This is a genomic window from Rhizobium sp. CECT 9324 (assembly GCF_918741265.1).
Taxonomy (GTDB): domain Bacteria; phylum Pseudomonadota; class Alphaproteobacteria; order Rhizobiales; family Rhizobiaceae; genus Allorhizobium.
The window spans coordinates 372,049-395,189 of the sequence record NZ_CAKKMZ010000001.1 but is presented as its reverse complement, the minus strand read 5'-3'; the positions used below and the strand labels follow the sequence as shown (position 1 = coordinate 395,189).

The window sequence follows — 23,141 nt, the reverse complement described above, 5'->3', positions numbered from 1 at the left end:
GCGCCGCGCGGGTCGGCGCAAGATGGGCCTTGCGTATCGTGCACGGCAGGGCCGCGCCAAAGGGTAAGGGAAACGCAAGCCCTGCATGCTAGACCTTGTCTGCGATCGATGGGATGAGTGCGCATGGTAACCTTTCATACCGAACAGCAGAGCGCTGCCGAGGGCACGCTGCCGGCTGCCGAACTGAGCTTCAACCGCCAGCTTTCGATAGCCCTGGACAGTTTCTGGCAGTCGGCGGTGCGCAACCGCATTCTGGCGTTCGCCACCGCCCTGCTCGGCATCATTCTTCTCACCGCCTACGGCACGGTACTTCTCAACCAGTGGAATGCACCCTTCTACAACGCGCTGGAACGGCGCGATCTTTCAGCCTTCCTCAACGAATTGCGCAACTTCGCCTTCATCGCCGGCTTCCTGCTGCTGCTCAATGTCATCCAGACCTGGCTCAACCAGATGACGGCGCTCTATATGCGCGAGGGCCTGTCGCGCGATGTCGTCGACCAGTGGCTGACGGACAGGCGGGCCTTCCGCCTGTCGATGTCGAGCCCGCTCGGCGTCAATCCCGACCAGCGCCTGCATGAAGACGCGCGCAAACTCGCCGAAATGACCACCTCGCTGACCATTGGCCTGGTCCAGTCGACCATCCTTCTCGTCAGCTTCATCGGCGTGTTGTGGAACCTGTCGAGCAATTTCACCTTTCATGTCGGCACATACAGCTTTGCCATCCCCGGCTACATGGTCTGGGGCGCCATCCTCTATGCGCTCGCAGCCTCGCTGCTCAGCCAGCTTGTCGGCACCAAGCTCTCGCGGCTCAATGCCGATCGTTACGCCCGCGAGGCCGAGCTGCGATTTTCGCTGATGCGGGCGAACGAAAATCTCGAGGCGATCGCACTCGCCCGCGGCGAGGAAACCGAACGCCGCCATATCCACCAGACGCTCGACACGGTCATCGGCTCGATCCGCCATCTGGCCATGGCGCTGACCAATCTCACCTGGGTCACCGCCGGCTTCGGCTGGCTGGCGATCATCGTGCCGATCCTGATCGCCTCGCCCGCCTATTTCGCGGGCCCGATGAGCTTCGGCGGCCTGATGATGGCGGCCGCCGCCTTCACCCAGGTCTATTCGGCGCTGCGCTGGTATGTCGACAATTTCGGCGCCATCGCCGACTGGCGCGCCGCCCTGATGCGCGTCACCGTCTTTCGCGCCGCCCTGATGGATCTCGACCGGCAAGTCCCGACGGCTGGTCGCATCGCGGTGGCAAGCGGCAAGCCAGGGCAGGTCGATCTCGATGCGCTCGAGATCTGCGTTCGGGTCAACGGTGATGCCTGCGAAAGTGCCTTCCGCCTCAAGGAACGCCAGATCACCATCAAGGCCGGCGAACAAATCATGGTCAATGGCGATCAGGGTGTGAACCGCAAGCTTCTGTTCAATGCGCTGGCGGGCCTCTGGCCCTTCGGCGAAGGCAGCATCACGCTGCCGGCCAACGAGGAAATCCTCTTCGTGCCGCAGGTCGGCTACCTGCCGGAAGGCCGTCTGCGCAGCCTGCTCGCCTATCCGGCGCCCTCTGCCAGCTTCACCGATGCCGAACTGGGTGCCGCACTCACCCGCGTCGGCCTCGACGAACTGGTCCGGCGCCTCGATGACCGCGCCCGCTGGGACCGCGTGCTCGACAAGGACGAACAGATGGCGCTGGCCTTCGCCAATATTCTCCTGCGCAAGCCGCGCTGGGTGGTCTTCTATGACGTCCTCGAAGGCCTGGAACCCGCCACCGAAGAGCGGCTATGCCGCATCCTCGGCGAACTCGGTGACGCGACACTCCTCTATATCGGCCGCTCCGCCGCCTATCTCCGGGCCACCAATCCAAGGCTGCTGCATCTGGAACGCACCGGTCATGCTGCCGAAGCGCTGGTGGATTGATCAACGTCTGTCCGCCGTCCCGTATACTGGTTTTACAAGGCCGGCGCGCGGCCCCGCGCCGCCTGAGCGGAAGAAGTCGCCGCAAAGCGGACGGCAAGGGTGGGCAGTGACTTCCTTCTCCCCTCGAGGGAGAAGGTGCCCGAAGGGCGGATGAGGGGGCTCACCCGCCAAACCGCCAAAAAACCACCTCCCGCGGGGATGACTTTTTCAAATTCCCCAACGTTTTCAATAAAACTGCCCCCATTTCATCCCCCTGGTTTTGAGCTGTGCCATACTCCCCTCCGTTCCGCTTTCGGATACACCGGGGATTGCGAGCCCGGCGAAGCGGAACCGGCGCCGGAGGGCGCGGCTGTCGCTGGCCAGACCCTCCGGGCCGGATGCAACGGTCTCCCTCCGGTGGCGGGACGGTGGATGGTGAAAACCTCGGATGGTTTGAGCCAGCCTCGATCCCAACGGCCATCGGGCGTGCCTCAGGGGCACACAAACAAGGCGCCGGATCCGGTCAAACGGATCTGGTGACAAAGACGGCGGGAGCTGGGATCGCAAATGACCCGCTCCCCGGGCGAGGGTCAGGTCGGGATGTGCGCACATCCGCCGGAAACCTGAAACCTCCCGGGCACCCGGCCAGGACGTCTCAACGAGACGTTTCGGACCCGCGCCCGGTTGACGACGAGACGCCAAGTTTCGTCGGCCAAAGCCGCCTTGCCAGAGAGACGCATGCAACCGGCAAAAATCGCCGAACGGGGCGCCGGAAGGAGCCATATAAATTATTCAACAGGTTGCTTCTGGCGCCCTGTCCGAGACTGCCACCATCCCCGGAGGAGGAAAGTCCGACCGGTGTATTGGCATGGGATTTTTGAAGGTTCTGAGTGATGAAGAGGACGTTGAACCATGTGGATGGAAGTCGAAGCGTGGCCGTAGCAACAGTCTTGCCGGCAGCCGTCAGCGCCAGTTCGCCCCCCTCTGTCGGCTCCGCCGACATCTCCCCCACACGGGGGGAGATCACCGAGACCTCGGCGCAAGGGAGAGGATGGTGACCTTGGTGCAAGGGCGACAAAACACCGACAGTCAGAAATTCCTCGTCGCACCGGCCTCATTTGCACAAGCTATCCGGTTGGACGAGCGGCCAGCCACCTGCCGATCTCCCTCCTTGTGGGGGAGATGCCCGGCAGGGCAGAGGGGGGTATCCAGAGGCAGCCGGTATCGTCAGTGGGACAATCCCCGGATACATCCGCGCTCCAGGCCCGGCAGGCAAGTATCGCCCCCTACCCTTCCAGTTCCTCGCGCAGCATTTCCAGCTCGAGCCATTCCTCTTCCATGCGCGTCACACTGGCGCGCAGCTTTTCGGTCTCGGCGGCGAGCGTGTTGAAGGTCGCCGGATCCTTGGTGAACAGCTTGGGATCGGCCATCTTCGCCTCGTGGGCGGCGATCTGCTTCTGCGCCTTTTCCATCTCCTTCGGCAGGTTTTCCAGCGCGAACTTCTGCTTGAAGGACAATTTGCCCCGGCTCTTTACGCTGCCGCTCTCGGCCGGCTTGCCCGAGGCCTCCTGGGCTTTCGCCTTCTCGGCTTTCTCCGCCTTTTTGCGCTCGTCCTCGACGCCCTTGCGCTGCGCCAGCATGTCGGAATAACCACCGGCATATTCGATCCAGCGGCCATCCGGGTTTTCCGGATCGGCCGGCGCGATCGTCGAGGTCACGGTGCGGTCGAGGAAGTCGCGGTCATGGCTGACCAGGATGACGGTGCCCGAATAACCGGCGACGATTTCCTGCAACAGGTCGAGCGTCTCGATGTCAAGGTCATTGGTCGGCTCGTCGAGGATCAAGAGGTTGGACGGCTTGGCCATGATCCGCGCCAGCATCAGCCGCGCCCGCTCGCCGCCCGACAGGTTGCGGATCGGGGTGCGTGCCTGTTCCGGCTGGAACAGGAATTCCTTCATATAGCCGGTGACATGCTTCTGCTCGCCATTGACCAGCAGGTTCTCGCCGCGGCCGTCGGTCAGGTAGTTTGCCAGCGTATCGTCCGGATTGAGATCCTCGCGCTTCTGGTCGAGCACGGCGATCTCGAGATTGGTGCCAAGCTTGATCTTGCCCGAATCCGGCTTCATCTGGCCGGTCAGCATCTTCAGCAATGTCGTCTTGCCGGCGCCGTTCGGGCCGATCAGGCCGATGCAGTCGCCGCGATGCACGCGGATCGAAAACGGCGCGACAATGGTCCGGTCGCCGTAAGCCTTGGTGATCTTGTCGGCCTCGACCACCAGCTTGCCGCTTTCGCGACCCTCGGTGGCGCCGGCCTGGATCGTGCCCTGCGGTCCCTTGTGGCCGCGATAGTCGGCGCGCAGGCTCTGCAGATTGCCGAGGCGGCGCATGTTGCGCTTGCGCCGTGCCGTGACGCCGTAGCGCAGCCAGTGCTCCTCGCGCTCGATCTGCTTGCCGAGCTTGTGCTGCTCGATCTCTTCCTCTTCCAGCACCTTGTCGCGCCATTCCTCGAAAAAGGCAAAGCCGCGCGCCAGGCGCCGCGACAGGCCGCGGTCGAGCCAGACGGTAGCGGTCGAGATCTTTTCGAGAAACCGCCGGTCATGCGAAATCACCACCAGGGCGCTGCGGCTCTTGGAGAGTTCGCCTTCCAGCCATTCGATGGTCGGCAGATCGAGATGGTTGGTCGGCTCGTCCAGCATCAGGATGTCGGGCTCGGGTGCCATGACGCGTGCAAGCGCTGCACGCCGCGCCTCGCCGCCCGACAGGCTGGCCGGATCTTCCTGGCCGGTCAGGCCGAGATGCTCGAGCAGATAGGTCACACGATACGGATCGTCGCCCGGCCCAAGACCGGCTTCGGCATAGGCCTGGACCGTGGTGTAGCTGCCGAAATCGGGGGCCTGTTCAAGGTAGCGGATCGTCGAGGACGGATGGCGGAAGACCTCGCCCGACTGCGCCTCGACCAGGCCGGCGGCGATCTTCATCAGCGTCGACTTGCCCGAACCGTTGCGGCCGACCAGGCAGATCCGGTCGCCCGGTTCGATCTGCAGATTGGCGCCGTTGAGCAAGGGTGCTCCGCCGAAGGAGAGGAATATGTCGTCGAGTTTCAGAATGGGAGGCGCCAAGGCTCAGGCTCCGGTCATGTCATGAGGGCGGGCAAGGATCACCGCGTCACCGCTTGTCAGCGAAAACCGCACGGGACCGTCCGCGACGTTGGAAATGGTGCGCGACGATCCGAAGGCAAGATCGTAGTTGGCAAGCGGATAACGGGCATTCTCGATCGTCAGGCCGGCAAGATCGGTGAGACCGAGGACGGAAAACAGCGAGCCCCTGGGCAGGTCGATCACCAGCGGCTGACGCAGCAGCGGATAGGCCTCTTCGAGACCAGAGCTCATCACCACATCGACCCCGCGCTTGGCCAGCGCCACCGCCGAGAGAAGATGCATCAGCGCATGATCGGAGCGTTCGCCGCCGAGCGCACCGGCCAGGATCAACCGTGAGGCCCCACGCGCGAGCGCCTCATCGACGGCGATCTCGCCATCGGTCGAGGCCTTGCGCGCCGGATAGGGCATGCGCTGTACGTCGGGGAAATCCTCGACGGGCAGATCGTCAGAACTGTCGAAATCGCCGACCCAGAGCTCGGGCTTGAGGCCGAGCGCCAGCGCATGGCGCATGCCGCCATCGGCCGCAATCACACGGCTTTCAGCGACCGCGGCCTTCAGCCGGTCGGTCGGTTCGACAAGCCCGCCGAGAAGGATGGTGAAAATGCGCTGCATCATGGCTCTGCCCATAACCCATCTTGGGCCAAAAGCAAAAGCCGGATCGCACGATGTCGGATCACAGGATGCCGATCACAGCATGAAAGCGCGGCAACGCAGACCGTTGCCGCGGATCGTGCTGTTCGCTTAAAGGGCCGAAATGGCTCAGCGCTTCTTGGTGCCGGAGGTTTCGGCCGTCTTCATCTGGTTGGTGAAGCTCGAGACCGGCGCGGAAGAGGCGGGCTTGTCCTTGTCCTTCTTCGGCTTTCTTACTTCGCGGTTCGAACGCTGTTGACCTTTAGCCATGGACCTTGTTCCTTCTGTATATGGGCCGGCGCCTGTTTCGGCGTCTGGCTGCGGGTGGGGTCGATATCGTCTTCGGCGACGCAACGATCGAAATTCTCGGCTTCGAAGCGCACGCGGTATTGGCGTTTGCCGCCGGTCTCGGGCAGCGTCGCGGTGATCTTGCAGACGCCCGGCGTCCGCGCCACGCGGACAGGGCCATCCTTCAGGAAGATCATGTCGCCGATTTTAAATTTATGTCCACTCATCAGGGTCTCCTCCGCGCGCCGGTGCTGCGGGTGTAGCAAAGCCGCCCGGACGCGCTGTTCGCATACCGGGGGCAGTTTCTGTTTCAAAAAGCACGCAGATCCGCCCTTGCGGCGGCTGGTGGCGACGACCGCAGGACGGTGGTCGGCTTTGTTGTGATCAAGGAAGAATAATCTGACACATCCGGCGCCGGTGATCCCGTCCCTGTGGGGGGAGACGCGCCTCAACTGGACATGTGAAACTGAAGTCCCTTCAGACTGTCAGATTTCCGCATAAATACAAGCTTTATCTTGCATGACGGGACCACCGATCCCTTACGTCGACGGCCGGCTTGCGCTTGCATGAACCGGTCCGGCTCACTAGGTTTTGCACCAGATATGGCATGGAATGGCATGGGGCAGACAGACAATGCAGTTCACCGGGACCGCCGATTATGTGGCCGACAAGGATCTGATGATCGCGGTCAATGCCGCGATTGCGCTGGAGCGGCCGTTGTTGGTCAAGGGCGAGCCCGGCACCGGCAAGACCGAACTGGCGCGCCAGGTGGCGGCAGCCCTCGGTCTCGACATGATTGAATGGAACGTCAAGTCGACGACCAAGGCGCAGCAGGGTCTCTACGAATACGATGCCGTGTCGCGGCTGCGCGACAGCCAGCTCGGCGATCCACGCGTCAATGACGTCGGCAACTACATCCGCCGCGGCAAGCTCTGGCAGGCCTTCGCCTCAGACAAGAAATGCGTGCTGCTGATCGACGAGATCGACAAGGCGGATATCGAGTTTCCCAACGACCTGCTGCAGGAACTCGACCGCATGGAATTCCATGTCTACGAGACCGGCGAACTGGTCAAAGCCAGGGTCCGGCCGATCGTCATCATCACCTCGAACAACGAGAAGGAATTGCCGGACGCATTTCTGCGTCGCTGCTTCTTCCACTATATCCGCTTTCCCGAGGCAGACACGCTCGCCCGCATTGTCGAAGTGCATTATCCGGGCATCAAGCAGACACTGGTGCGCAATGCGCTGACCCAGTTCTACGAGATCCGCGAGACGCCCGGCCTGCGCAAGAAACCGTCGACCTCGGAGGCGCTCGACTGGATCCGGCTGCTGGTTTCGGAGGATATCGATCCGGCCGACCTGCGCGGCGATCCGAAACAGGCGCTGCCGAAACTGCATGGCGCGCTGTTGAAGAACGAGCAGGACGTGCATCTCTTCGAGCGGCTCGCTTTCCTGGCGCGGCGAGAGGGGCGCTAGCGCGCACCCACTTTCACGCGCTGCGTTGCCACATGTTTTTTCGTTGATTTGCAGGCATGACAGGCGTAAACAGCGCGGGTGTTTCGTGGTGATTTGGCCGGCCGGCTTGCAGCCACGTAAAATAAGTCGCTAAAGGGCCGAGGCAAGTTCCAAGACTTTCCGAGGACCGGTAGCGATATGCAAAGCTGCCGGTATTTTTGTTTTGGCGGTCAAGCACCGTCGCGACACGGAAAGTTGAGAGCAAGATGCCGATCAGGATTCCCGATACACTGCCCGCCTTTGAGACCCTCGTGCATGAGGGCGTGCGGGTGATGACCGAAACGGTGGCCGTCCGCCAGGACATCCGCCCGCTGCAGATCGGCCTGCTCAATCTCATGCCGAACAAGATCAAGACCGAGCTGCAATTTGCCCGCCTGATCGGCGCCTCGCCGCTGCAGGTCGAGCTGACCCTCGTGCGCGTCGGCGGCCACAAGGCGAAGAATACGTCCGAAGAGCATCTCCTGTCCTTTTACCAGACCTGGGACGAGGTGAAGGAGCGCAAGTTCGACGGCTTCATCGTCACCGGCGCGCCGGTCGAGACCATGCCCTATGAGGACGTGACCTACTGGGACGAGATGGCGCAGATCTTCGACTGGACCGAGACGCATGTGCATTCGTCGATGAATGTCTGCTGGGGCGCGATGGCGGCGATCCATCATTTTCACAAGGTTCTGAAGCACCCGCTGAAGGAAAAGGCGTTCGGCGTCTACCGCCATCGCAACCTCGCGCCATCCTCGGTGTTCCTGAACGGCTTTTCGGATGATTTCCAGGTTCCGGTGTCACGCTGGACGGAAGTCCGCCGTGCCGACATCGAGAGGGAAAAGAGCCTGAACATCCTGCTCGAATCCGACGAAATGGGCGTCTGCCTGGTGCAGGAAGATCGCGCCAAGCGTCTCTATATGTTCAACCACGTCGAATATGATTCCACCTCGCTGGCGGATGAATATTTCCGCGACGTCAATGCCGGCATCCCGATCAAGATGCCGCACAACTATTTCCCGCATAACGACGACACGCTGGCGCCGCTCAATCGCTGGCGCGGCCATGCGCATCTGTTATTCGGCAACTGGATCAACGAGATCTACCAGACGACACCCTATGATCTGGACGAGATCGGCAAGGATTTGTAGCCATGGCCAATGCAGACGCAGCACCGGTGGACATCCGACCGCTCACCGCAGCCGACGAGGCCGACTGGCGGCGTCTGTGGAAGGCTTATCTGGCCTTCTATGAGACCGAACTGCCGGAGGAGATCTACCAGGCGACCTTTGCCCGGCTGATCTCCGGCGATGCCGGCGAATATCGCGGGCTGCTGGCATGGGTCGGCGGCAGGCCCGTCGGCCTTGCCCATATCCTCTTTCATCGCTCCTGCTGGCATATCGACAACATCTGCTATCTGCAGGACCTCTATGCCGACCCGGACATTCGCGGCAAAGGCATCGGTCGGGCATTGATCGAGGCGGTCTATCGGGTTGCCGAAGGGGAAAATGCCAGGGAGGTCTACTGGATGACCCAGGAATTCAATGGGACAGCCCGCAAGCTTTATGACAGGATCGCCGACAAGACGCCCTTCATCATCTACCAGAAGAACCTCTGAACGCCGATGTTCCTGCCTTTCTTCCTGCGGCTCAGACAAGAGAAGGTCCCGGTCACGCTGCGGGAATATCTGTCGCTGCTGGAGGGCATGCAGGCAGGGCTGGTCGACTACGATATTGATGGTTTCTATTTTCTCGCCCGCACCACGCTGGTCAAGGACGAGCGTTTCATCGACCGTTTTGACCGGGTGTTCGGCGAAATCTTCGGCGGCCTTTTATCCGCGCCGGCAGGCGACGGCGTCGAGACGGTTGCCATCCCCGACGAATGGCTGCGCCGCCTTGCCGAAAAGCACCTCTCCGACGAGGACAAGAAACTGATCGAGGCGCTCGGCGGTTTCGATGCACTGATGGAGACGCTGAGACAGCGGCTTGCCGAGCAGAAGGAGCGCCACCAGGGCGGCTCGAAATGGATCGGCACGGCCGGCACCTCGCCCTTCGGTGCCTATGGCTACAATCCGGAAGGTGTTCGCATCGGCCAGGAAGAGAGCCGCCACCGCCGTGCGGTGAAGGTCTGGGACAATCGCGAATTCCGCAATCTCGACGACAGTGTCGAACTGGGAACCCGCAATATCAAGGTCGCCTTGCGCCGGCTGCGCCGTTTCGTCCGGCAGGGGGCGGCCGAGGAATTCGACCTGGCCGGCACGATCCGCGCCACCGCCGAACACGGCTATCTCGACGTGAAAACCCAGGCCGAGCGCAAGAATGCGGTCAAGCTCTTGATGTTCTTCGATATCGGCGGCTCGATGGACGATCATATCAAGGGCGTCGAGGAACTGTTTTCCGCCGCCCGGTCCGAGTTCCGCCACATGGACTATTTCTACTTCCACAACTGCCCCTATGAACGGGTGTGGAAGGACAATCGCCGCCGCCATGCCGATACGATCGCGACGGGCGATATCATCCGCACCTACGGCCCGGACTATCGGCTGATCTTTGTCGGGGATGCGTCGATGAGCCCCTATGAGATCACCCAGCCCGGTGGCTCGGTCGAACACTGGAACAGCGAAAGCGGCGCCGTCTGGCTTGAGCGGCTGACCGGACATTTCCGCCGGCACCTGTGGATCAATCCACTCACCGAGCCGCAATGGGACTATACGATGTCGGTCGGATTGATTCGCCGGTTGGTGGAGAACAGGATGTTTTCCCTGACGCTGGGCGGCCTGGAGGCGGCGGCCCGCGAACTGGCACGATAAAATAGAAGAGCAATCGGAATACCGGGAGAGACACATGGCAAGGCAGGCATTCGGACAGACGGCAAACGGCGAGACGGTGGACCAGGTGACGCTGACCGGCGGCGGCCTGACGGCCTCGATCATCACCTATGGTGCAGCGCTGCAGGATCTGCGCCTGGACGGCCATGACGCGCCGCTGGTGCTCGGTTTCGACACGCTCGACGGCTACCTCAACCACTCGCCCTATTTCGGCGCCACGCCCGGCCGCTGCGCCAATCGCATCGGCAACGGCCGCTTCACGCTCGATGGCACCGATTACCAGCTCGAGCTCAACGAACGCGGTGTCAGCCATCTGCATGGCGGCTCCGAAGGCATGGGCAAGCGCAACTGGAAGATCATCGGCCTGTCGCACAACAGCGTGACGCTGGAGATCAGCGACGCGGACGGCCGCGCCGGCTATCCTGGCACCACGCGGACCACGACGACCTATACGCTGAAGCCGGAAGGCACATTGTCGATCCTCTTCGAGACCACGACCGACACGCCGACCATCGCCAATGTCTGTCACCATTCCTATTTCAATCTCGACGGCCGTGACGACATTCTCGGCCATGACCTGATGATCGCTGCCGATCACTATACGCCGGTCGACGCAAATCTGATCCCGACCGGCGAGATCCGTGCGGTGGCCGGCACCGACTTCGATTTCCGCGAGATGCGACCGATCTGCCATGCCGTGGACGGCGCCCAGCTCGGCTATGACCACAATTTCTGTTTCTCGACCGAGCGCACGGAAAAGCGCAGCGTGGCGCTCGCCCGCAGCGTCAATTCCGGCGTTTCAGTGGAAGTCCGCACCACCGAACCTGGCGTGCAGTTCTATGCCGGCGGCATGGTCAACCCGGCTGTGCCGGGCCTTGAAGGCCGCCGCTACGGCGCATTTGCCGGTTTCTGCCTGGAAACCCAGACCTGGCCGGACGCGATCAACCACGAGGGCTTCCCCAATGCGGTCCTGCGTCCGGGCGAGGTGCTGCGCCAGGAAACGGATTACGTGTTTTCGAAGAGCTGACTATGCGCTTGAAGGGACAGGTTCGCGTGCGAGCCTGTCCTGACATTCACGATACGGGAAATCGGGATACAAAACGCAACACGCAATGGCGTGCCAATTTCATCAATGTCGTGATTGGGAGAAAATGGAGCGGGTGAAGCGATTCGAACGCTCGACCCCAACCTTGGCAAGGTTGTGCTCTACCCCTGAGCTACACCCGCTCATAACCTCGATCCTGGGGTAGTCAGTGGATCGTGGGCCGCCGTTTCTGCGGCGACGGGCGCTATATCGCTCAAACGATTTTCAATTGCAACAGGGAAATGAAAGTTTGCTGCGAAAAAAATGTAGCGTCGCTCAAAAAATCTCGCAAACCCCAGAAAATGCGGGCTTTTTTGCCGCGCGTTAGATTGTCAGTTGTCGGTGGCGGGCCTATCTCTGGCGGCGAAATCCGCTAGACCTGCCGCAATAGTCATCAACAGGAATGCCAAAATGACCGCTGATACCGATATCGCCCCGCCGCAGAATGCCGATGCCAGGACCGCGGAAGACCTGTTCCGCTTTCTCGATGAACTGAAGATCGAGCACAGGACGAAGAGCCATGCGCCGGTCTTCACCGTGGCCGAATCGGTGTCTCTTCGCGACGAGATTCCCGGCGGCCACACCAAGAACCTCTTCGTCAAGGACAAGAAGGACCAGTTCTTTCTATTGACCGTCGAGGAAAACGCCGTGGTCGACCTGAAGACCGTGCACACGATCATCGGTGCTGCCAGCAAGGTGTCGTTCGGCAAGCCGGAAAAGCTGATGGAATATCTCGGTGTGGCTCCGGGTTCTGTGACCGCGTTCGGCGCGATCAACGATACGGGCCACAACGTCACCTTCGTGCTCGATGCGGATCTGATGAAACACGACATCATCAACGGACATCCGCTGTCGAATGATGCGACAACGTCGATCGGCAGCCAGGATCTGCTGCGCTTCATCGAGGCAACCGGACATCAGCCGCTTGTCTTGAAAGTGACAGCCTGACATACGATCTTTAAGGCAGTTCAGCAGCCCTGATCAGGCGGGCGAATAACAGGCGGGAGATACGCACATGAGCGACTACGGCAATCCCTTTGGCGGTTACGGCAACCAGCAGATGACGGCCAAGGCGCAATTCGGCGACAGCCCAGCCGCCGCCCCCGCCCCCGTAGCGGCGCTGATCAAGGATACGACGACCGCAGGCTTCACCAAGGACGTGCTGGAAGAATCGCGCCAGCAGCCGGTTCTGGTCGATTTCTGGGCGCCCTGGTGCGGCCCATGCAAACAATTGACGCCCGTGATCGAAAAGGCCGTCAACGAGGCCGAGGGCCGCGTCAAGCTGGTCAAGCTCAACATCGACGACCATCCCGCCATACCGGGCCAGCTCGGCATCCAGTCGATCCCCGCCGTCGTCGCCTTTGTCGACGGTCGTCCGATCGACGGCTTCATGGGCGCGCTGCCGGAAAGCCAGGTGAAGCAGTTCATCGACAAGGTCGCAGGCCCCGCAGGCGCCGACCAGGCAGCCGAGATTGCCGCCGTTCTGGAGGAAGCCGCAGGCCTGGTGACCGCAGGCGATATCGACGGCGCGGCGCAGCTGTTTGCCGCCGTGCTCCAGGCCGATCCGGACAATGTCAAGGCGCTGGCCGGCATGGCCGAATGCATGATCGTCGCCAACCAGCATGTCCGCGCCCGCGAGCTTCTGACGCAATTGCCGGAAGAGCTGGCAAAGGCACCGGAAGTGCAGGCGCAATTGAAGCGTCTCGACCAGATCGACGAGGCGCGCAAGCTCGGCGACCCGGTGGCGCTCGAACACACGCTGTCGCTCGATCCCGACGATCATGACGCGCGCATGAAGCTTGCCAAGATCCGCAATGTCGAAGGCCGGCGCGAGGAAGCGGCCGAACATCTGCTGCTGATCATGCGGCGCGATCGCGCCTATGACGACGACGGTGGACGCCGCCAGCTGCTGCAGTTTTTCGAGGTCTGGGGACCGAAGGATCCGGCCACCATCATGGCGCGCCGCAAACTGTCCTCGATACTCTTTTCGTGAGGGAGCCGCGCGCGGCCTTGAGATTTGCCGCTCGCGATCCACATAGAGAAGCGTGAGTGAATGCCGGCTGTGACCGGACAGGATGTGCTTCGATGCAAGTGGGAAATGCCAGATATCTGACCGCGGGTGACCTGCCGGAGACGATCCCGGTTTTTCCGATCTCCGGCGTGCTGCTTTTGCCGGGCGGACAGTTGCCGCTGAATGTCTTTGAACCGCGCTATCTGGCGCTGTTCGACGCAGCACTTTCCGGCAATCGGCTGATCGGCATGATCCAGCCGGCGATGAGCGAACCGCAGACCAATATCCTCCCGGAACGCCCGGCCCTGTCGCAAGTCGGCTGCATCGGCCGCATCACATCGTTTACCGAGACCGGTGACGGTCGTTATGTGATTTCGCTGTCGGGCATCTGCCGGTTCCGGCTGCTTGAGGAAGTGGCAGGCTCCAAGCATTACCGGACATTCCACATCGCCCCTTTCATGACCGACCTCACCAGCAGCGAGGACGAGGGTCAGGTCGATCGCGTCGGCCTGCTTGCCGCCTTCCGCGCCTATCTCGAGGCCAACAAGCTGGAAGCGGACTGGGAAAGCGTCGAGCGCGCCAGCAATGTGACGCTGGTCAATTCGCTGTCGATGATGTCGCCTTTCGGTCCGGCGGAAAAGCAGGCGCTTCTCGAAGCCCCGGATCTGAAGACCCGTGCCGAAACGCTGATCGCCATTACCGAAATCGTGCTGGCGCGCACCTTCGGCGATGCCGACAGCATGCTGCAATAGGTGATGCATGGTCGACAACCGCATCAGCCTGATCGATCCGAAACTGCTCGAGCTGCTGGTCTGCCCGTTGACGCAGAACACGCTGAAATTCGATCGCGAACACAATGAACTGATCTCGGAAAAGGCACGGCTTGCCTATCCGATCCGGGACGGGATCCCGATCATGCTGGTATCGGAAGCCCGCAAGCTGGAAGACTGAGCGGTCGCTGACACCGTGCAGGGCGGTGCCGAGCGCTCGCTGCTGACACCGGCCGTACAGGAATTCCTTCAGATAGACTGGCCGGACAGCAGCCGCGGCGCCCCGCCGGCCGATGTGCCGGCCGCCTCGCGGATGAAATAACCCTTGAGGCTCGGCAGGCGATCGACGATCCCGAGGCCGAGATCCCGCAAGACCCGGACCGGCGTGCTGTCGTTGGAAAACAGGCGGTTGAGCACATCTGTGGTCACGCCCATGCGGAAGGTGTCGAACCGCCGCCAGGTCTGGTAGCGCTCGAGCACGGTGAGCGAACCGATGTCGAGCCCGAGCCGGTCGGCCTCGACGACGGTTTCGGCGAGTGCCGCGACATCCTTGAAGCCGAGATTGAGACCCTGGCCGGAGATCGGATGAATGCCATGCGCCGCGTCACCCGCCAGCGCCAGCCGCGGCGCGACAAAGGCACGCGCCAGCGTCAGCCCGAGCGGGAAGGCGCGGCGATCCTCGGTCGCGCGGATCTGGCCGAGCTTGTGGCCGAAGCGCCGCTCCAGCTCGGCCTCGAAAACGAGGTCGTCCGAGGCGACCAGACGGTCTGCATCGGCGGTGCGCTCGGTCCAGACCAGCGAAGAGCGGTTGCCCTTGAGCGGCAGGATGGCAAATGGACCGGCCGGCAGGAAATGCTCTTCCGCCACGCCCTCGTGCGGGCGCTCATGCTCAACCGTGGTGACGATGCCGGACTGATTGTAATTCCAGGTAACGGTCTTGATCCCGGCCAGATCGCGCAGCTTGGAGCGCACGCCGTCGCAGGCGACGACGAGGCGGGCGGCAACCGTGGTACCATCCGAGAGCGTCAGTTCGGCCGACGGGCCGGTGTCGCGAAAACCAGTCGCGCGCAGACCATGGCGGATCACGATACCAGCCGTGGCGCAGGCATCGCGCAGGGCAGCCACCATGCTGACATTCGGGATCATGTGGGCAAAGGGCCGCCCGTCCTCGACGGCGCCGTCAAAGGTGAGAAACACCGGGCGCACCGGATCGGAGGTCTTCGAATCGGTGACGATCATCCGGTTGATCGGCTGGGCATCCGGCTGGATACGGTCCCAGAGACCAAACACTACGAGCATCTTGGTTGCAGCGGCGATGATGGCGGATGCGCGCGGATCCTTTGTCCAGGCAGTCTCCGGGGCCGCCTCGATCACCTCGACATTCAGATGCGGCGCAGCCTGCTTGATCGCAACCGCAACCGAAAGACCGACATAGCCGCCGCCGACAACCAGCACATCCAGCATGGCGAAATCCTTTGCTCTTGTAGACATTCTGCCACCTATATAGATCAGCCTTGAACGGGTGCCTATAAGCGGAGCAATGCATTATGTCGCAGCCACATGAACAGACGAAACCGATGCGGGACCTGATCGAACGCCTCGATCTGGAAAAGCTTGAGGAAAACCTGTTTCGCGGCAACAGCCCACAGAATGGCTGGCAACGCGTCTTCGGCGGGCTGGTGATAGCCCAGGCGCTGATGGCAGCGCAGCGCTGCGTCGACGAAGATCGCCTGGTGCATTCACTGCATGCCTATTTCATGCGGCCCGGCGATCCCTCGGTACCGATCGTCTATCAGGTCGAACGCATTCGCGACGGTGCGAGCTTCACCACCCGCCGGGTCGTGGCGATCCAGCACGGCAAGGCCATCTTCTCCATGTCCGCCTCCTTCCAGCTCGCGGAACCGGGTTTCGACCACCAGGCCGCCATTCCCGATGTGCCGCAGCCTGAGCAACTGATGGGCGAGATGGAATTTCGCGAGGCTTTTCTCGCCAGGGCTCCGGACACGGTGAAAAAATACTGGGGCCGGGAACGGCCGATCGAAATCCGTCCCGTGTCTATGGTGCATTACCTGTCGAAGGAAAAGCTCGACCCGCAGGCGCATATCTGGGTCCGCGCCGCCGGCTTCGTTCCCGAGGACAAGCACTATCAGGCAGCGATCCTTGCCTATCTCTCCGACATGACGCTGCTCGACACCTCGCTGTATGCGCATGGCACGTCGATCTTCGATCCGGAGCTTCAGGTGGCCAGCCTCGATCATGCGATGTGGTTCCACCGGCCCTGCAAGCTCGACGACTGGCTGCTCTATACCCAGGACAGCCCGAGTGCGGCCGGTGCGCGCGGCATGACCCGCGGCAGCATTTTCACCCGGGATGGCCGGCTCGTCGCGTCGGTCGCCCAGGAGGGGTTGATCCGCAAAAGAGCAAATGATTAAAACGCGGGCTATTTTGTTTTTTTGCACATATTTTATGCGCCCAGCGCCCGTTCATTTGCCTGTTTATTAGATCGCATCTTTATATCCTTTACATTTCAATAACTTATTTCCCATCTTCCAAACTGGCACATAGTTTGAATGGCAAGGGCTGGTCGCTCGGCGAATTGATCTAGCCAGCGTCAAGGAGAGTCGGCCCCGCGCCGAGGACAAGCAAAGGATGGGAAACCAGATGAAGATTGTGATGGCTATCATAAAGCCGTTCAAGCTGGACGAGGTGCGCGAAGCCCTCACCGCTGTGGGCATCCAGGGCCTGACCGTGACCGAGGTCAAGGGATACGGACGCCAAAAGGGACATACTGAAATCTACCGCGGCACCGAATATGCCGTCAGCTTTCTGCCGAAACTGAAGATCGAAATCGCAGTGTCCTCCGAGCTTGCGGACAAGGCAGTCGAAGCCATCGCATCGTCGGCCAAGACGGGTCAGATCGGCGACGGCAAGATCTTTGTCTATCCGATTGATCAGGCCGTGCGTATCCGCACCGGCGAAACCAATACCGAAGCTCTGTAAGAACGGCCGCTAGGGGAGTTTTTTCTGATGTCATTTGCCAAGTTGAATTCCACATTGCTGCGCATTGGCGCCGCGTCGGCAGCAATGCTGGCGCCGGTTGTCGCCTTCGCGCAGGAAGCAGCACCTGCTGCTGCCGAGGCGGTCGCTGCCGCACCGGTTCCGAACAAGGGCGACACCGCCTTCATGTTCGTCTGCACCATCCTCGTCCTGTTCATGCTGATCCCGGGCCTTGCCCTGTTCTACGGCGGTCTCGTGCGCGCCAAGAACATGCTCTCCGTTCTCATGCAGTGCACGGTTATCGGCTCTGCGATCATGATCGCATGGGTTCTCTACGGCTACTCCTTCGCCTTCGGCGGATCGACGAACCCGTATTTCGGCGGCTTCGCCAAGCTCTTCCTGGCCGGCGTCACGCCGGACAGCACGGCGGCAACCTTCTCGGACGCCGTCATTCCGGAATACATCTTCATCGTCTTCCAGATGACGTTCGCCGCCATCACCCCGGCCCTGATCGTCGGCGCCTTTGCCGAACGCATCAAGTTCTCGGCATCGGTTCTTTTCTGCCTGCTCTGGGTCACCTTCATCTACTTCCCGATCGCCCACATGGTCTGGGACGCAAACGGCCTGATCTTCGGCTGGGGCGCGCTTGACTTCGCCGGCGGTACCGTCGTGCACATCAATGCCGGTGTTGCCGGTCTGGTTGGCGCGATCATGGTCGGCAAGCGTACCGGCTACGGCAAGGACATGATGGCTCCGCATTCCATGACCCTCACCCTGGTTGGTGCGGCCATGCTCTGGTTCGGCTGGTTCGGCTTCAACGCCGGCTCGAACCTCGAAGCCACCGGCGGCGCCATGCTCGCCACGATCAACACCTTCGTTGCAACGGCTGCCGCTGTTGTGTCCTGGTCGATCGTCGAAACCTTCACCCGCGGCAAGGCATCCATGCTGGGCGCGGCTTCCGGCATGATCGCCGGTCTGGTCGTCATCACCCCGGCTGCCGGCATTGCCGGCCCGATGGGCGCGATCGTCATGGGCCTGATCGTCTCCCCGCTGTGCTACTTCTTCGTCTCCGTGATCAAGAACAAGTTCGGCTACGACGACACCGCTGACGTCTTCGGCGTCCATGGTATCGGCGGTCTGTTCGGCGCGCTGGCAACCGGCATCTTCGCCTCGTCCTCGCTCGGCGGCATCGGCTACGCAGACGGCGTGACCATGGGTGCGCAGTTCTTCACCCAGGTAAAGGCAGTGCTCGTCACCGTCGTATGGTGCGGTGTCGGTTCGGTCATCCTGTTCAAGATCACCGACGTCATCGTTGGCCTGCGCGTTCCGGTCGAAGCCGAGCGCGAAGGTCTCGACCTCGCCTCGCACGGCGAAGCTGCCTACCACAACTAAGAGACGGATCGCGCTCCGGCGCGGTCACCTCGCCAGCATCATGAACGCCCGGACCGCAAGGCCCGGGCGTTTTTTGTGCGCAAATCCTGTTTCGGCCTGCCTGTGGGCCGATCGGCCCACCATGGTTAATGCCACATTAACCCTCGGGCCTGTAGGGTATCGTAAAGCCATGCCGGTTCCCCAGCCGGCGCAAGGCGTAGCAGTGACCTCACGTGGACGGGCAGGCAATCACATGGACAGAGGAAATTCGGCAGCGCTTCCCGATCACCCGGCTCGCTTCGTGCTGACTGCTTTCGTAGTGCGTCAGATGCTCTCGCTGGCCGGTTTCGGCCTTTTCCTGCTGCTGGTTCTCGCGGTTGCATCGCTGGCCACCTGGAATGTCGCGGATCCGAGCCTGTCCTATGCGACCGACAATCAGCCAACCAACATCCTCGGTCTCTGGGGTGCGGTCTTTGCCGATCTGATGATGCAATTCTTCGGCCTTGCCAGTCTGCTGGCGCTGTTGCCAGTGCTCGCTTGGTCCTTCGCCTTGATCGGCGGACGCAGACTGACCCGCGTGCCGGCTCGCCTCGCCGCCTGGCTGGTGGGCGCACTGGTGGCCGCCGCCACCGTCGGCTGCTTTCCGCCGCCGCTGACATGGCCGCTGCCGAGCGGTACGGGTGGGGTTCTCGGCGACCTGATCCTGCGCTTCCCGGCTCTGTTCATCGGTGCCTATCCGACCGGTACATTCGCCTTGGTGATGGGGGCCATCCTTGCCGCGCCGACCGCGTGGCTGATGCTGTTTGCCGCCGGCATCATCGGGCGCAGCGAGCCGGAGATCCATGCGCCCCAGATCAAAGCCCCGGCGGACAAGAGCCGCAGCATGGCGCAATCGATCGAGGCCGATGACGAGGATGAGCCGGAAGGTCCGATTGCCCTGGCGCTCGGCGCGATTGCCCACAACTGGTACACGACGCGGGCGCGCATGCGCCGGCTGTTCGGCCTAAAGCCGGCCGAGCGCAGCCGCCGCGACTTCGACCAGCCCTACGACTTCAACGATGACGAATTCGGCACTTTGAACGAGCCGAGCCGGCCGAAGGCGCCCGCCTTGCATGCCCGCCAGGAACCGGTGCTCGATGGCGCGCCGCGCGCCACAACGCGATCCATCGTCTCGCCACCGCCGATGACCAGCGGCCATTTCGACGATGACGATGGCGCGTTCGACATGGATGACATGCCCCGTCCGGCCGGAATCCTGCCGGATGACGAGGACGACTGGAATTCTGCCCCCGCGGCCCCATCGCGCAATCTTGGCGCCGGTCGCAGTTCGCCGCGCGTCTCCGCGCCCGCCAGCCGCCCCAAGCCCGGCGCCCGGGTCGAGCGCGATGCGCAGGGCTCGCTGCTGCGCCCGGACGGTTTCCAGCTTCCTTCGGTGCATCTGCTGGCCGAACCGCGTGCGGTTGCCCGCGACGCGACGCTGTCGGCCGAGGCGCTGGAACACAATGCCCGCCTGCTCGAAGGCGTGCTCGACGACTTCGGCGTCAAGGGCGAGATCATCCATGTGCGTCCCGGCCCCGTCGTCACGCTCTACGAACTGGAGCCGGCACCGGGCATCAAGTCGTCGCGCGTCATCGGCCTTGCCGACGATATCGCCCGCTCGATGAGCGCGATCGCCGCCCGTGTCGCCGTCGTGCCCGGGCGCAACGCGATCGGCATCGAATTGCCCAACCAGACGCGCGAGACCGTCTATCTGCGCGAACTGATCGGCTCGAAGGACTTCGACGGCAACAAGGCCAAGCTCGCCATGGCGCTCGGCAAGACAATCGGCGGCGAACCTGTCATCGCCGACCTTGCCAAGATGCCGCATCTTTTGGTCGCCGGTACCACCGGATCGGGCAAGTCTGTCGCGATCAACACCATGATCCTGTCGCTGCTCTACCGCCTGTCGCCGGAAAAATGCCGGCTGATCATGATCGATCCGAAAATGCTCGAACTCTCAGTCTATGACGGCATCCCGCACCTGCTGTCTCCCGTCGTCACCGATCCGAAAAAGGCCGTCGTGGCCTTGAAATGGACCGTGCGCGAGATGGAAGAGCGCTACAAGAAGATGTCGAAGATCGGCGTGCGCAATATCGACGGCTTCAACAGCCGCGTCGAGCAGGCGCTGGAAAAGGGTGAGGTCTTGACCCGCACGGTCCAGACCGGCTTCGACCGCCAGACAGGCGAGGCGATCTACGAGACGGAAGAATTCGACCTGCAGCCGATCCCTTATATAGTCGTGATCATCGACGAGATGGCCGACCTGATGATGGTCGCCGGCAAGGACATCGAAGGCGCCGTGCAGCGTCTGGCACAGATGGCACGTGCGGCGGGCATCCATGTGATCATGGCGACGCAGCGCCCGTCTGTCGATGTCATCACCGGCACGATCAAGGCGAATTTCCCGACCCGCATCTCCTTCCAAGTGACGTCGAAGATCGACAGCCGCACCATTCTCGGCGAGCAGGGGGCCGAACAGCTGCTCGGCATGGGCGACATGCTCTACATGGCCGGCGGTGGCCGCATCCAGCGCGTGCACGGACCGTTCGTGTCCGACACCGAGGTCGAGGAAATCGTCGCCTATCTGAAGACCCAGGGCTCACCGCAATATCTGGAAGCGATTACCGTCGACGATGACGAAGGCGAGGACGGCGGTGGCCCGACCGGCACCTCAAACCTGTCGGAATCCGACGATCCCTATGACCAGGCGGTGGCCATCGTGCTGCGTGACGGCAAGGCGTCGACCTCCTATGTCCAGCGCCGCCTCGGCATCGGCTACAACCGTGCCGCCTCGCTGATCGAGCGCATGGAGAAGGAAGGCATCATCGGGCCGGCCAATCACGCCGGCAAGCGCGAGATCCTCGTGCCAACCGAATCCGACATCGAAAGGTGATGGAACAACTGCGACTGGGACGAGTTGCCGCACTGGACGCGCAGGCTTGCGTCATGAAGCCGCCGCCTTTTTCGGCAAGACATGCACGCATATGAAGGAGTACCGGATGAGTGAAGATAATGCAGAACGCGAGGCCTTCCTGCCTGCGTTGACCAGCCGTCGCCAGTTCGTCCTGGGCGCTGCAGCTTTCATGGCCTATGCCGCCCTGCCGCCTATGCCTGCGTTTGCCGCGACCGATGCCGCCCAGAAGATCGCCGACCATTTCTCCAGCGTGAAGAACATGATGGGCGAATTTGTCCAGTTCGGCCCGCGTGGCGAGCAGACCGGCGGCAAGTTTTTCATCCAGCGTCCCGGCAAGCTGCGCTTCAACTACGAGAAGCCGTCGCCGATGCGCGTGATCGCCGACGGCAAGAATGTCGTGATCGGCAATACCAAGCTGAAGACCTGGGATCTTTATCCGCTGTCGAAGACGCCGCTCAGCCTGCTTTTGGCCGAGCGCATCGACCTGGGCAACAAGATGGTCCGCGACGTCAAGGAAGAGGCTGACCTCACCACAATCGTGCTGGGCGACAAGACGCTGCTCGGCGATTCGACGATCACCCTGATGTTCGACCCGAAGACCTTCGAACTGCGCCAGTGGACGATCACCGACCTGCAGAAAAAAGACACGTCGGTGATGATTTTCAACGTCCAGACGGGTGTCGATTTCGACCAGACCGTCTTTGAAATTCCCTATGCGGACGTTCACAACCAGCAACGCTGATTGCAAGTCTCACTTGTGGAGAAAGGCGGCGGACAGAAATGTCCCGCCGCCTTTTCCTGTTCATTGCGGGTGAAACTTCCTAAGAACGGAAGACATCTGGGGAACAACCGCCATGACGCTTTCGATAACCACCTGGAACATCAATTCGGTGCGGCTGCGCCTGCCGATCGTCGAGGATTTCCTCAGGCAGACAAGCCCGGACATTCTCTGCCTCCAGGAGATCAAGTGCCAGAACGACCAGTTCCCCGCTGAGCAGATCGCCGCACTCGGCTACACGAACATCGTCCTGCATGGCCAGAAGGGCTATCACGGCGTTGCCATCTGCTCGCGCCTGCCGCTGACCGAGGATCACCGCCAGGACTATTGCGGCGTCGGCGACAGCCGCCACATCTCGGCTGTGTTCGAATGGGCCGGCCGCCGCATTCGCCTGCACAATTTCTACGTCCCCGCCGGCGGCGACGAGCCCAATCGCGAGATCAACCCGAAATTCGGCCACAAGCTCGACTTCATCGCCGAAATGAAGGCGCTGTCGGCCGATGGCGAGCCGGGCACGGCGTCGGTTTTGGTCGGCGACCTGAACATCGCACCGCTCGAGCACGACGTCTGGTCGCACAAACAGATGCTGAAGATCGTCAGCCACACGCCGGTCGAGACCGAAGGCCTGCTGGAGATCATGCGCCAGGGCAACTGGGTCGACCTGATGCGCCAGCATGTGCCGGACAGCGAGAAGCTCTACACCTGGTGGAGCTACCGCGCCAAGGACTGGGCCGCCGCCAACAAGGGTCGCCGCCTCGACCATATCTGGTCGTCGGCCGATCTGGCGCCGCTGCTCAGGCGCGTCGATATCCTGAAGGAAGCGCGCGGCTGGAACCAGCCGTCCGACCATGTGCCGGTCACAGCGACGTTCGATATCTGATAGCAGG

Annotated in this window: 21 protein-coding genes, 1 tRNA gene and 1 riboswitch; of the genes, 16 read left to right on the top strand and 6 right to left on the bottom strand. The window is 62.0% G+C overall.

Translation table 11 applies throughout. From position 1 onward, the window contains the following. The first annotated feature begins 123 nt into the window (after positions 1–123). On the top strand, positions 124–1,914 hold the full coding sequence (locus LQ231_RS01825) for an ABC transporter ATP-binding protein/permease (RefSeq protein ID WP_230170059.1): 1,791 nt from the start codon (positions 124–126) through the stop codon (positions 1,912–1,914). A 1,265-nt stretch (positions 1,915–3,179) separates the two neighbouring features. Here the strand turns inward: LQ231_RS01825 and LQ231_RS01820 are convergent. The 4 genes from LQ231_RS01820 to LQ231_RS01805 all read right to left on the bottom strand — a co-directional run bounded on the left by LQ231_RS01820 (position 3,180) and on the right by LQ231_RS01805 (position 6,196). After that, complete coding sequence (locus LQ231_RS01820) at positions 3,180–5,012, bottom strand: ABC-F family ATP-binding cassette domain-containing protein (protein WP_230170058.1); 1,833 nt, start codon at positions 5,010–5,012, stop codon at positions 3,180–3,182. Between the two features lie 3 nt (positions 5,013–5,015). Beyond that, complete coding sequence (locus LQ231_RS01815) at positions 5,016–5,666, bottom strand: thiamine diphosphokinase (RefSeq protein WP_230170057.1); 651 nt, start codon at positions 5,664–5,666, stop codon at positions 5,016–5,018. A gap of 144 nt (positions 5,667–5,810) precedes the next feature. Next, the gene (locus LQ231_RS01810) at positions 5,811–5,951 is read right to left on the bottom strand and encodes a hypothetical protein (RefSeq protein WP_230170056.1); all 141 of its coding nucleotides are present in this window, start codon (positions 5,949–5,951) and stop codon (positions 5,811–5,813) included. Next, positions 5,915–6,196, bottom strand: coding sequence for a cold-shock protein (locus LQ231_RS01805; protein ID WP_113142892.1), 282 nt, complete (start codon positions 6,194–6,196; stop codon positions 5,915–5,917). Before LQ231_RS01805 ends, LQ231_RS01810 begins: the two co-directional genes overlap by 37 nt. A 406-nt stretch (positions 6,197–6,602) precedes the next feature. On the opposite strand from LQ231_RS01805, the gene LQ231_RS01800 reads away from it, so the two are divergent. The 5 genes from LQ231_RS01800 to LQ231_RS01780 all read left to right on the top strand — a co-directional run bounded on the left by LQ231_RS01800 (position 6,603) and on the right by LQ231_RS01780 (position 11,317). Then, a complete protein-coding gene (locus LQ231_RS01800) occupies positions 6,603–7,445 on the top strand; it encodes a MoxR family ATPase (RefSeq protein ID WP_230170055.1) in 843 nt (280 codons plus the stop codon). Between the two features lie 75 nt (positions 7,446–7,520). Further along, positions 7,521–7,598, top strand: a riboswitch (SAM riboswitch). Positions 7,599–7,690: 92 nt separating this feature from the next. After that, positions 7,691–8,614 carry a homoserine O-succinyltransferase gene (gene metA, locus LQ231_RS01795; protein ID WP_230170054.1) on the top strand — a complete coding sequence of 308 codons (924 nt, stop codon included), beginning with the start codon at positions 7,691–7,693 and terminating at the stop codon, positions 8,612–8,614. Between the two features lie 2 nt (positions 8,615–8,616). After that, positions 8,617–9,081 carry a GNAT family N-acetyltransferase gene (locus LQ231_RS01790; protein WP_230170053.1) on the top strand — a complete coding sequence of 155 codons (465 nt, stop codon included), beginning with the start codon at positions 8,617–8,619 and terminating at the stop codon, positions 9,079–9,081. A gap of 6 nt (positions 9,082–9,087) precedes the next feature. After that, positions 9,088–10,272: a VWA domain-containing protein gene (locus LQ231_RS01785; protein ID WP_230170052.1), complete on the top strand. Its 1,185-nt coding sequence runs from the start codon at positions 9,088–9,090 to the stop codon at positions 10,270–10,272. A gap of 34 nt (positions 10,273–10,306) precedes the next feature. Further along, positions 10,307–11,317: an aldose epimerase family protein gene (locus LQ231_RS01780; RefSeq protein ID WP_230170051.1), complete on the top strand. Its 1,011-nt coding sequence runs from the start codon at positions 10,307–10,309 to the stop codon at positions 11,315–11,317. 125 nt (positions 11,318–11,442) lie between these two features. Here the strand turns inward: LQ231_RS01780 and LQ231_RS01775 are convergent. Then, a tRNA-Gly gene (locus tag LQ231_RS01775) sits at positions 11,443–11,517 on the bottom strand. A gap of 268 nt (positions 11,518–11,785) precedes the next feature. On the opposite strand from LQ231_RS01775, the gene LQ231_RS01770 reads away from it, so the two are divergent. From LQ231_RS01770 to LQ231_RS01755, 4 genes are all read left to right on the top strand, one after another. Next, positions 11,786–12,322: a prolyl-tRNA synthetase associated domain-containing protein gene (locus LQ231_RS01770; protein WP_230170050.1), complete on the top strand. Its 537-nt coding sequence runs from the start codon at positions 11,786–11,788 to the stop codon at positions 12,320–12,322. Positions 12,323–12,389: 67 nt separating this feature from the next. Continuing rightward, a complete protein-coding gene (gene trxA, locus LQ231_RS01765) occupies positions 12,390–13,367 on the top strand; it encodes a thioredoxin (protein WP_230170049.1) in 978 nt (325 codons plus the stop codon). A 92-nt stretch (positions 13,368–13,459) separates the two neighbouring features. Further along, positions 13,460–14,137 (top strand): LON peptidase substrate-binding domain-containing protein, encoded by a 678-nt coding sequence (locus tag LQ231_RS01760; RefSeq protein ID WP_230170048.1) that lies wholly within the window; start codon positions 13,460–13,462, stop codon positions 14,135–14,137. Between the two features lie 7 nt (positions 14,138–14,144). Beyond that, on the top strand, positions 14,145–14,336 hold the full coding sequence (locus tag LQ231_RS01755) for a Trm112 family protein (RefSeq protein ID WP_113142858.1): 192 nt from the start codon (positions 14,145–14,147) through the stop codon (positions 14,334–14,336). A gap of 68 nt (positions 14,337–14,404) precedes the next feature. Here the strand turns inward: LQ231_RS01755 and LQ231_RS01750 are convergent, their stop codons facing one another. Continuing rightward, on the bottom strand, positions 14,405–15,646 hold the full coding sequence (locus LQ231_RS01750) for a ubiquinone biosynthesis hydroxylase (protein WP_290371340.1): 1,242 nt from the start codon (positions 15,644–15,646) through the stop codon (positions 14,405–14,407). Positions 15,647–15,702: 56 nt separating this feature from the next. Here LQ231_RS01750 and tesB point away from each other — a divergent pair, with 56 nt between their 5' ends. From tesB to LQ231_RS01720, 6 genes are all read left to right on the top strand, one after another. Then, a complete protein-coding gene (gene tesB / locus LQ231_RS01745; protein ID WP_230170047.1) occupies positions 15,703–16,587 on the top strand; it encodes an acyl-CoA thioesterase II in 885 nt (294 codons plus the stop codon). 217 nt (positions 16,588–16,804) lie between these two features. After that, positions 16,805–17,155 (top strand): P-II family nitrogen regulator, encoded by a 351-nt coding sequence (locus LQ231_RS01740; RefSeq protein WP_007601534.1) that lies wholly within the window; start codon positions 16,805–16,807, stop codon positions 17,153–17,155. Positions 17,156–17,182: 27 nt separating this feature from the next. After that, a complete protein-coding gene (locus tag LQ231_RS01735; RefSeq protein WP_230170046.1) occupies positions 17,183–18,544 on the top strand; it encodes an ammonium transporter in 1,362 nt (453 codons plus the stop codon). Between the two features lie 232 nt (positions 18,545–18,776). Beyond that, on the top strand, positions 18,777–21,455 hold the full coding sequence (locus LQ231_RS01730; protein WP_230170045.1) for a DNA translocase FtsK: 2,679 nt from the start codon (positions 18,777–18,779) through the stop codon (positions 21,453–21,455). 106 nt (positions 21,456–21,561) lie between these two features. Beyond that, a complete protein-coding gene (locus LQ231_RS01725) occupies positions 21,562–22,218 on the top strand; it encodes an outer membrane lipoprotein carrier protein LolA (RefSeq protein ID WP_230170044.1) in 657 nt (218 codons plus the stop codon). Positions 22,219–22,330: 112 nt separating this feature from the next. Then, on the top strand, positions 22,331–23,134 hold the full coding sequence (locus LQ231_RS01720; RefSeq protein ID WP_230170043.1) for an exodeoxyribonuclease III: 804 nt from the start codon (positions 22,331–22,333) through the stop codon (positions 23,132–23,134). Positions 23,135–23,141 lie beyond the last annotated feature (7 nt).

Bases quoted from the DNA above. Each gene is read 5' to 3' on its own strand.
- LQ231_RS01735 (WP_230170046.1), top strand. From the start codon at position 17,183: ATGTCATTTGCCAAGTTGAATTCCACATTGCTGCGCATTGGCGCCGCG.
- tesB (WP_230170047.1), top strand. From the start codon at position 15,703: ATGTCGCAGCCACATGAACAGACGAAACCGATGCGGGACCTGATCGAA.
- trxA (WP_230170049.1), top strand. From the start codon at position 12,390: ATGAGCGACTACGGCAATCCCTTTGGCGGTTACGGCAACCAGCAGATG.
- LQ231_RS01800 (WP_230170055.1), top strand. From the start codon at position 6,603: ATGCAGTTCACCGGGACCGCCGATTATGTGGCCGACAAGGATCTGATG.
- LQ231_RS01720 (WP_230170043.1), top strand. From the start codon at position 22,331: ATGACGCTTTCGATAACCACCTGGAACATCAATTCGGTGCGGCTGCGC.
- LQ231_RS01725 (WP_230170044.1), top strand. From the start codon at position 21,562: ATGAGTGAAGATAATGCAGAACGCGAGGCCTTCCTGCCTGCGTTGACC.
- LQ231_RS01750 (WP_290371340.1), bottom strand. From the start codon at position 15,646: ATGTCTACAAGAGCAAAGGATTTCGCCATGCTGGATGTGCTGGTTGTC.
- metA (WP_230170054.1), top strand. From the start codon at position 7,691: ATGCCGATCAGGATTCCCGATACACTGCCCGCCTTTGAGACCCTCGTG.
- LQ231_RS01810 (WP_230170056.1), bottom strand. From the start codon at position 5,951: ATGGCTAAAGGTCAACAGCGTTCGAACCGCGAAGTAAGAAAGCCGAAG.
- LQ231_RS01825 (WP_230170059.1), top strand. From the start codon at position 124: ATGGTAACCTTTCATACCGAACAGCAGAGCGCTGCCGAGGGCACGCTG.
- LQ231_RS01790 (WP_230170053.1), top strand. From the start codon at position 8,617: ATGGCCAATGCAGACGCAGCACCGGTGGACATCCGACCGCTCACCGCA.
- LQ231_RS01730 (WP_230170045.1), top strand. From the start codon at position 18,777: ATGGACAGAGGAAATTCGGCAGCGCTTCCCGATCACCCGGCTCGCTTC.
- LQ231_RS01760 (WP_230170048.1), top strand. From the start codon at position 13,460: ATGCAAGTGGGAAATGCCAGATATCTGACCGCGGGTGACCTGCCGGAG.
- LQ231_RS01785 (WP_230170052.1), top strand. From the start codon at position 9,088: ATGTTCCTGCCTTTCTTCCTGCGGCTCAGACAAGAGAAGGTCCCGGTC.
- LQ231_RS01740 (WP_007601534.1), top strand. From the start codon at position 16,805: ATGGGAAACCAGATGAAGATTGTGATGGCTATCATAAAGCCGTTCAAG.
- LQ231_RS01755 (WP_113142858.1), top strand. From the start codon at position 14,145: ATGGTCGACAACCGCATCAGCCTGATCGATCCGAAACTGCTCGAGCTG.
- LQ231_RS01770 (WP_230170050.1), top strand. From the start codon at position 11,786: ATGACCGCTGATACCGATATCGCCCCGCCGCAGAATGCCGATGCCAGG.
- LQ231_RS01815 (WP_230170057.1), bottom strand. From the start codon at position 5,666: ATGATGCAGCGCATTTTCACCATCCTTCTCGGCGGGCTTGTCGAACCG.
- LQ231_RS01780 (WP_230170051.1), top strand. From the start codon at position 10,307: ATGGCAAGGCAGGCATTCGGACAGACGGCAAACGGCGAGACGGTGGAC.
- LQ231_RS01805 (WP_113142892.1), bottom strand. From the start codon at position 6,196: ATGAGTGGACATAAATTTAAAATCGGCGACATGATCTTCCTGAAGGAT.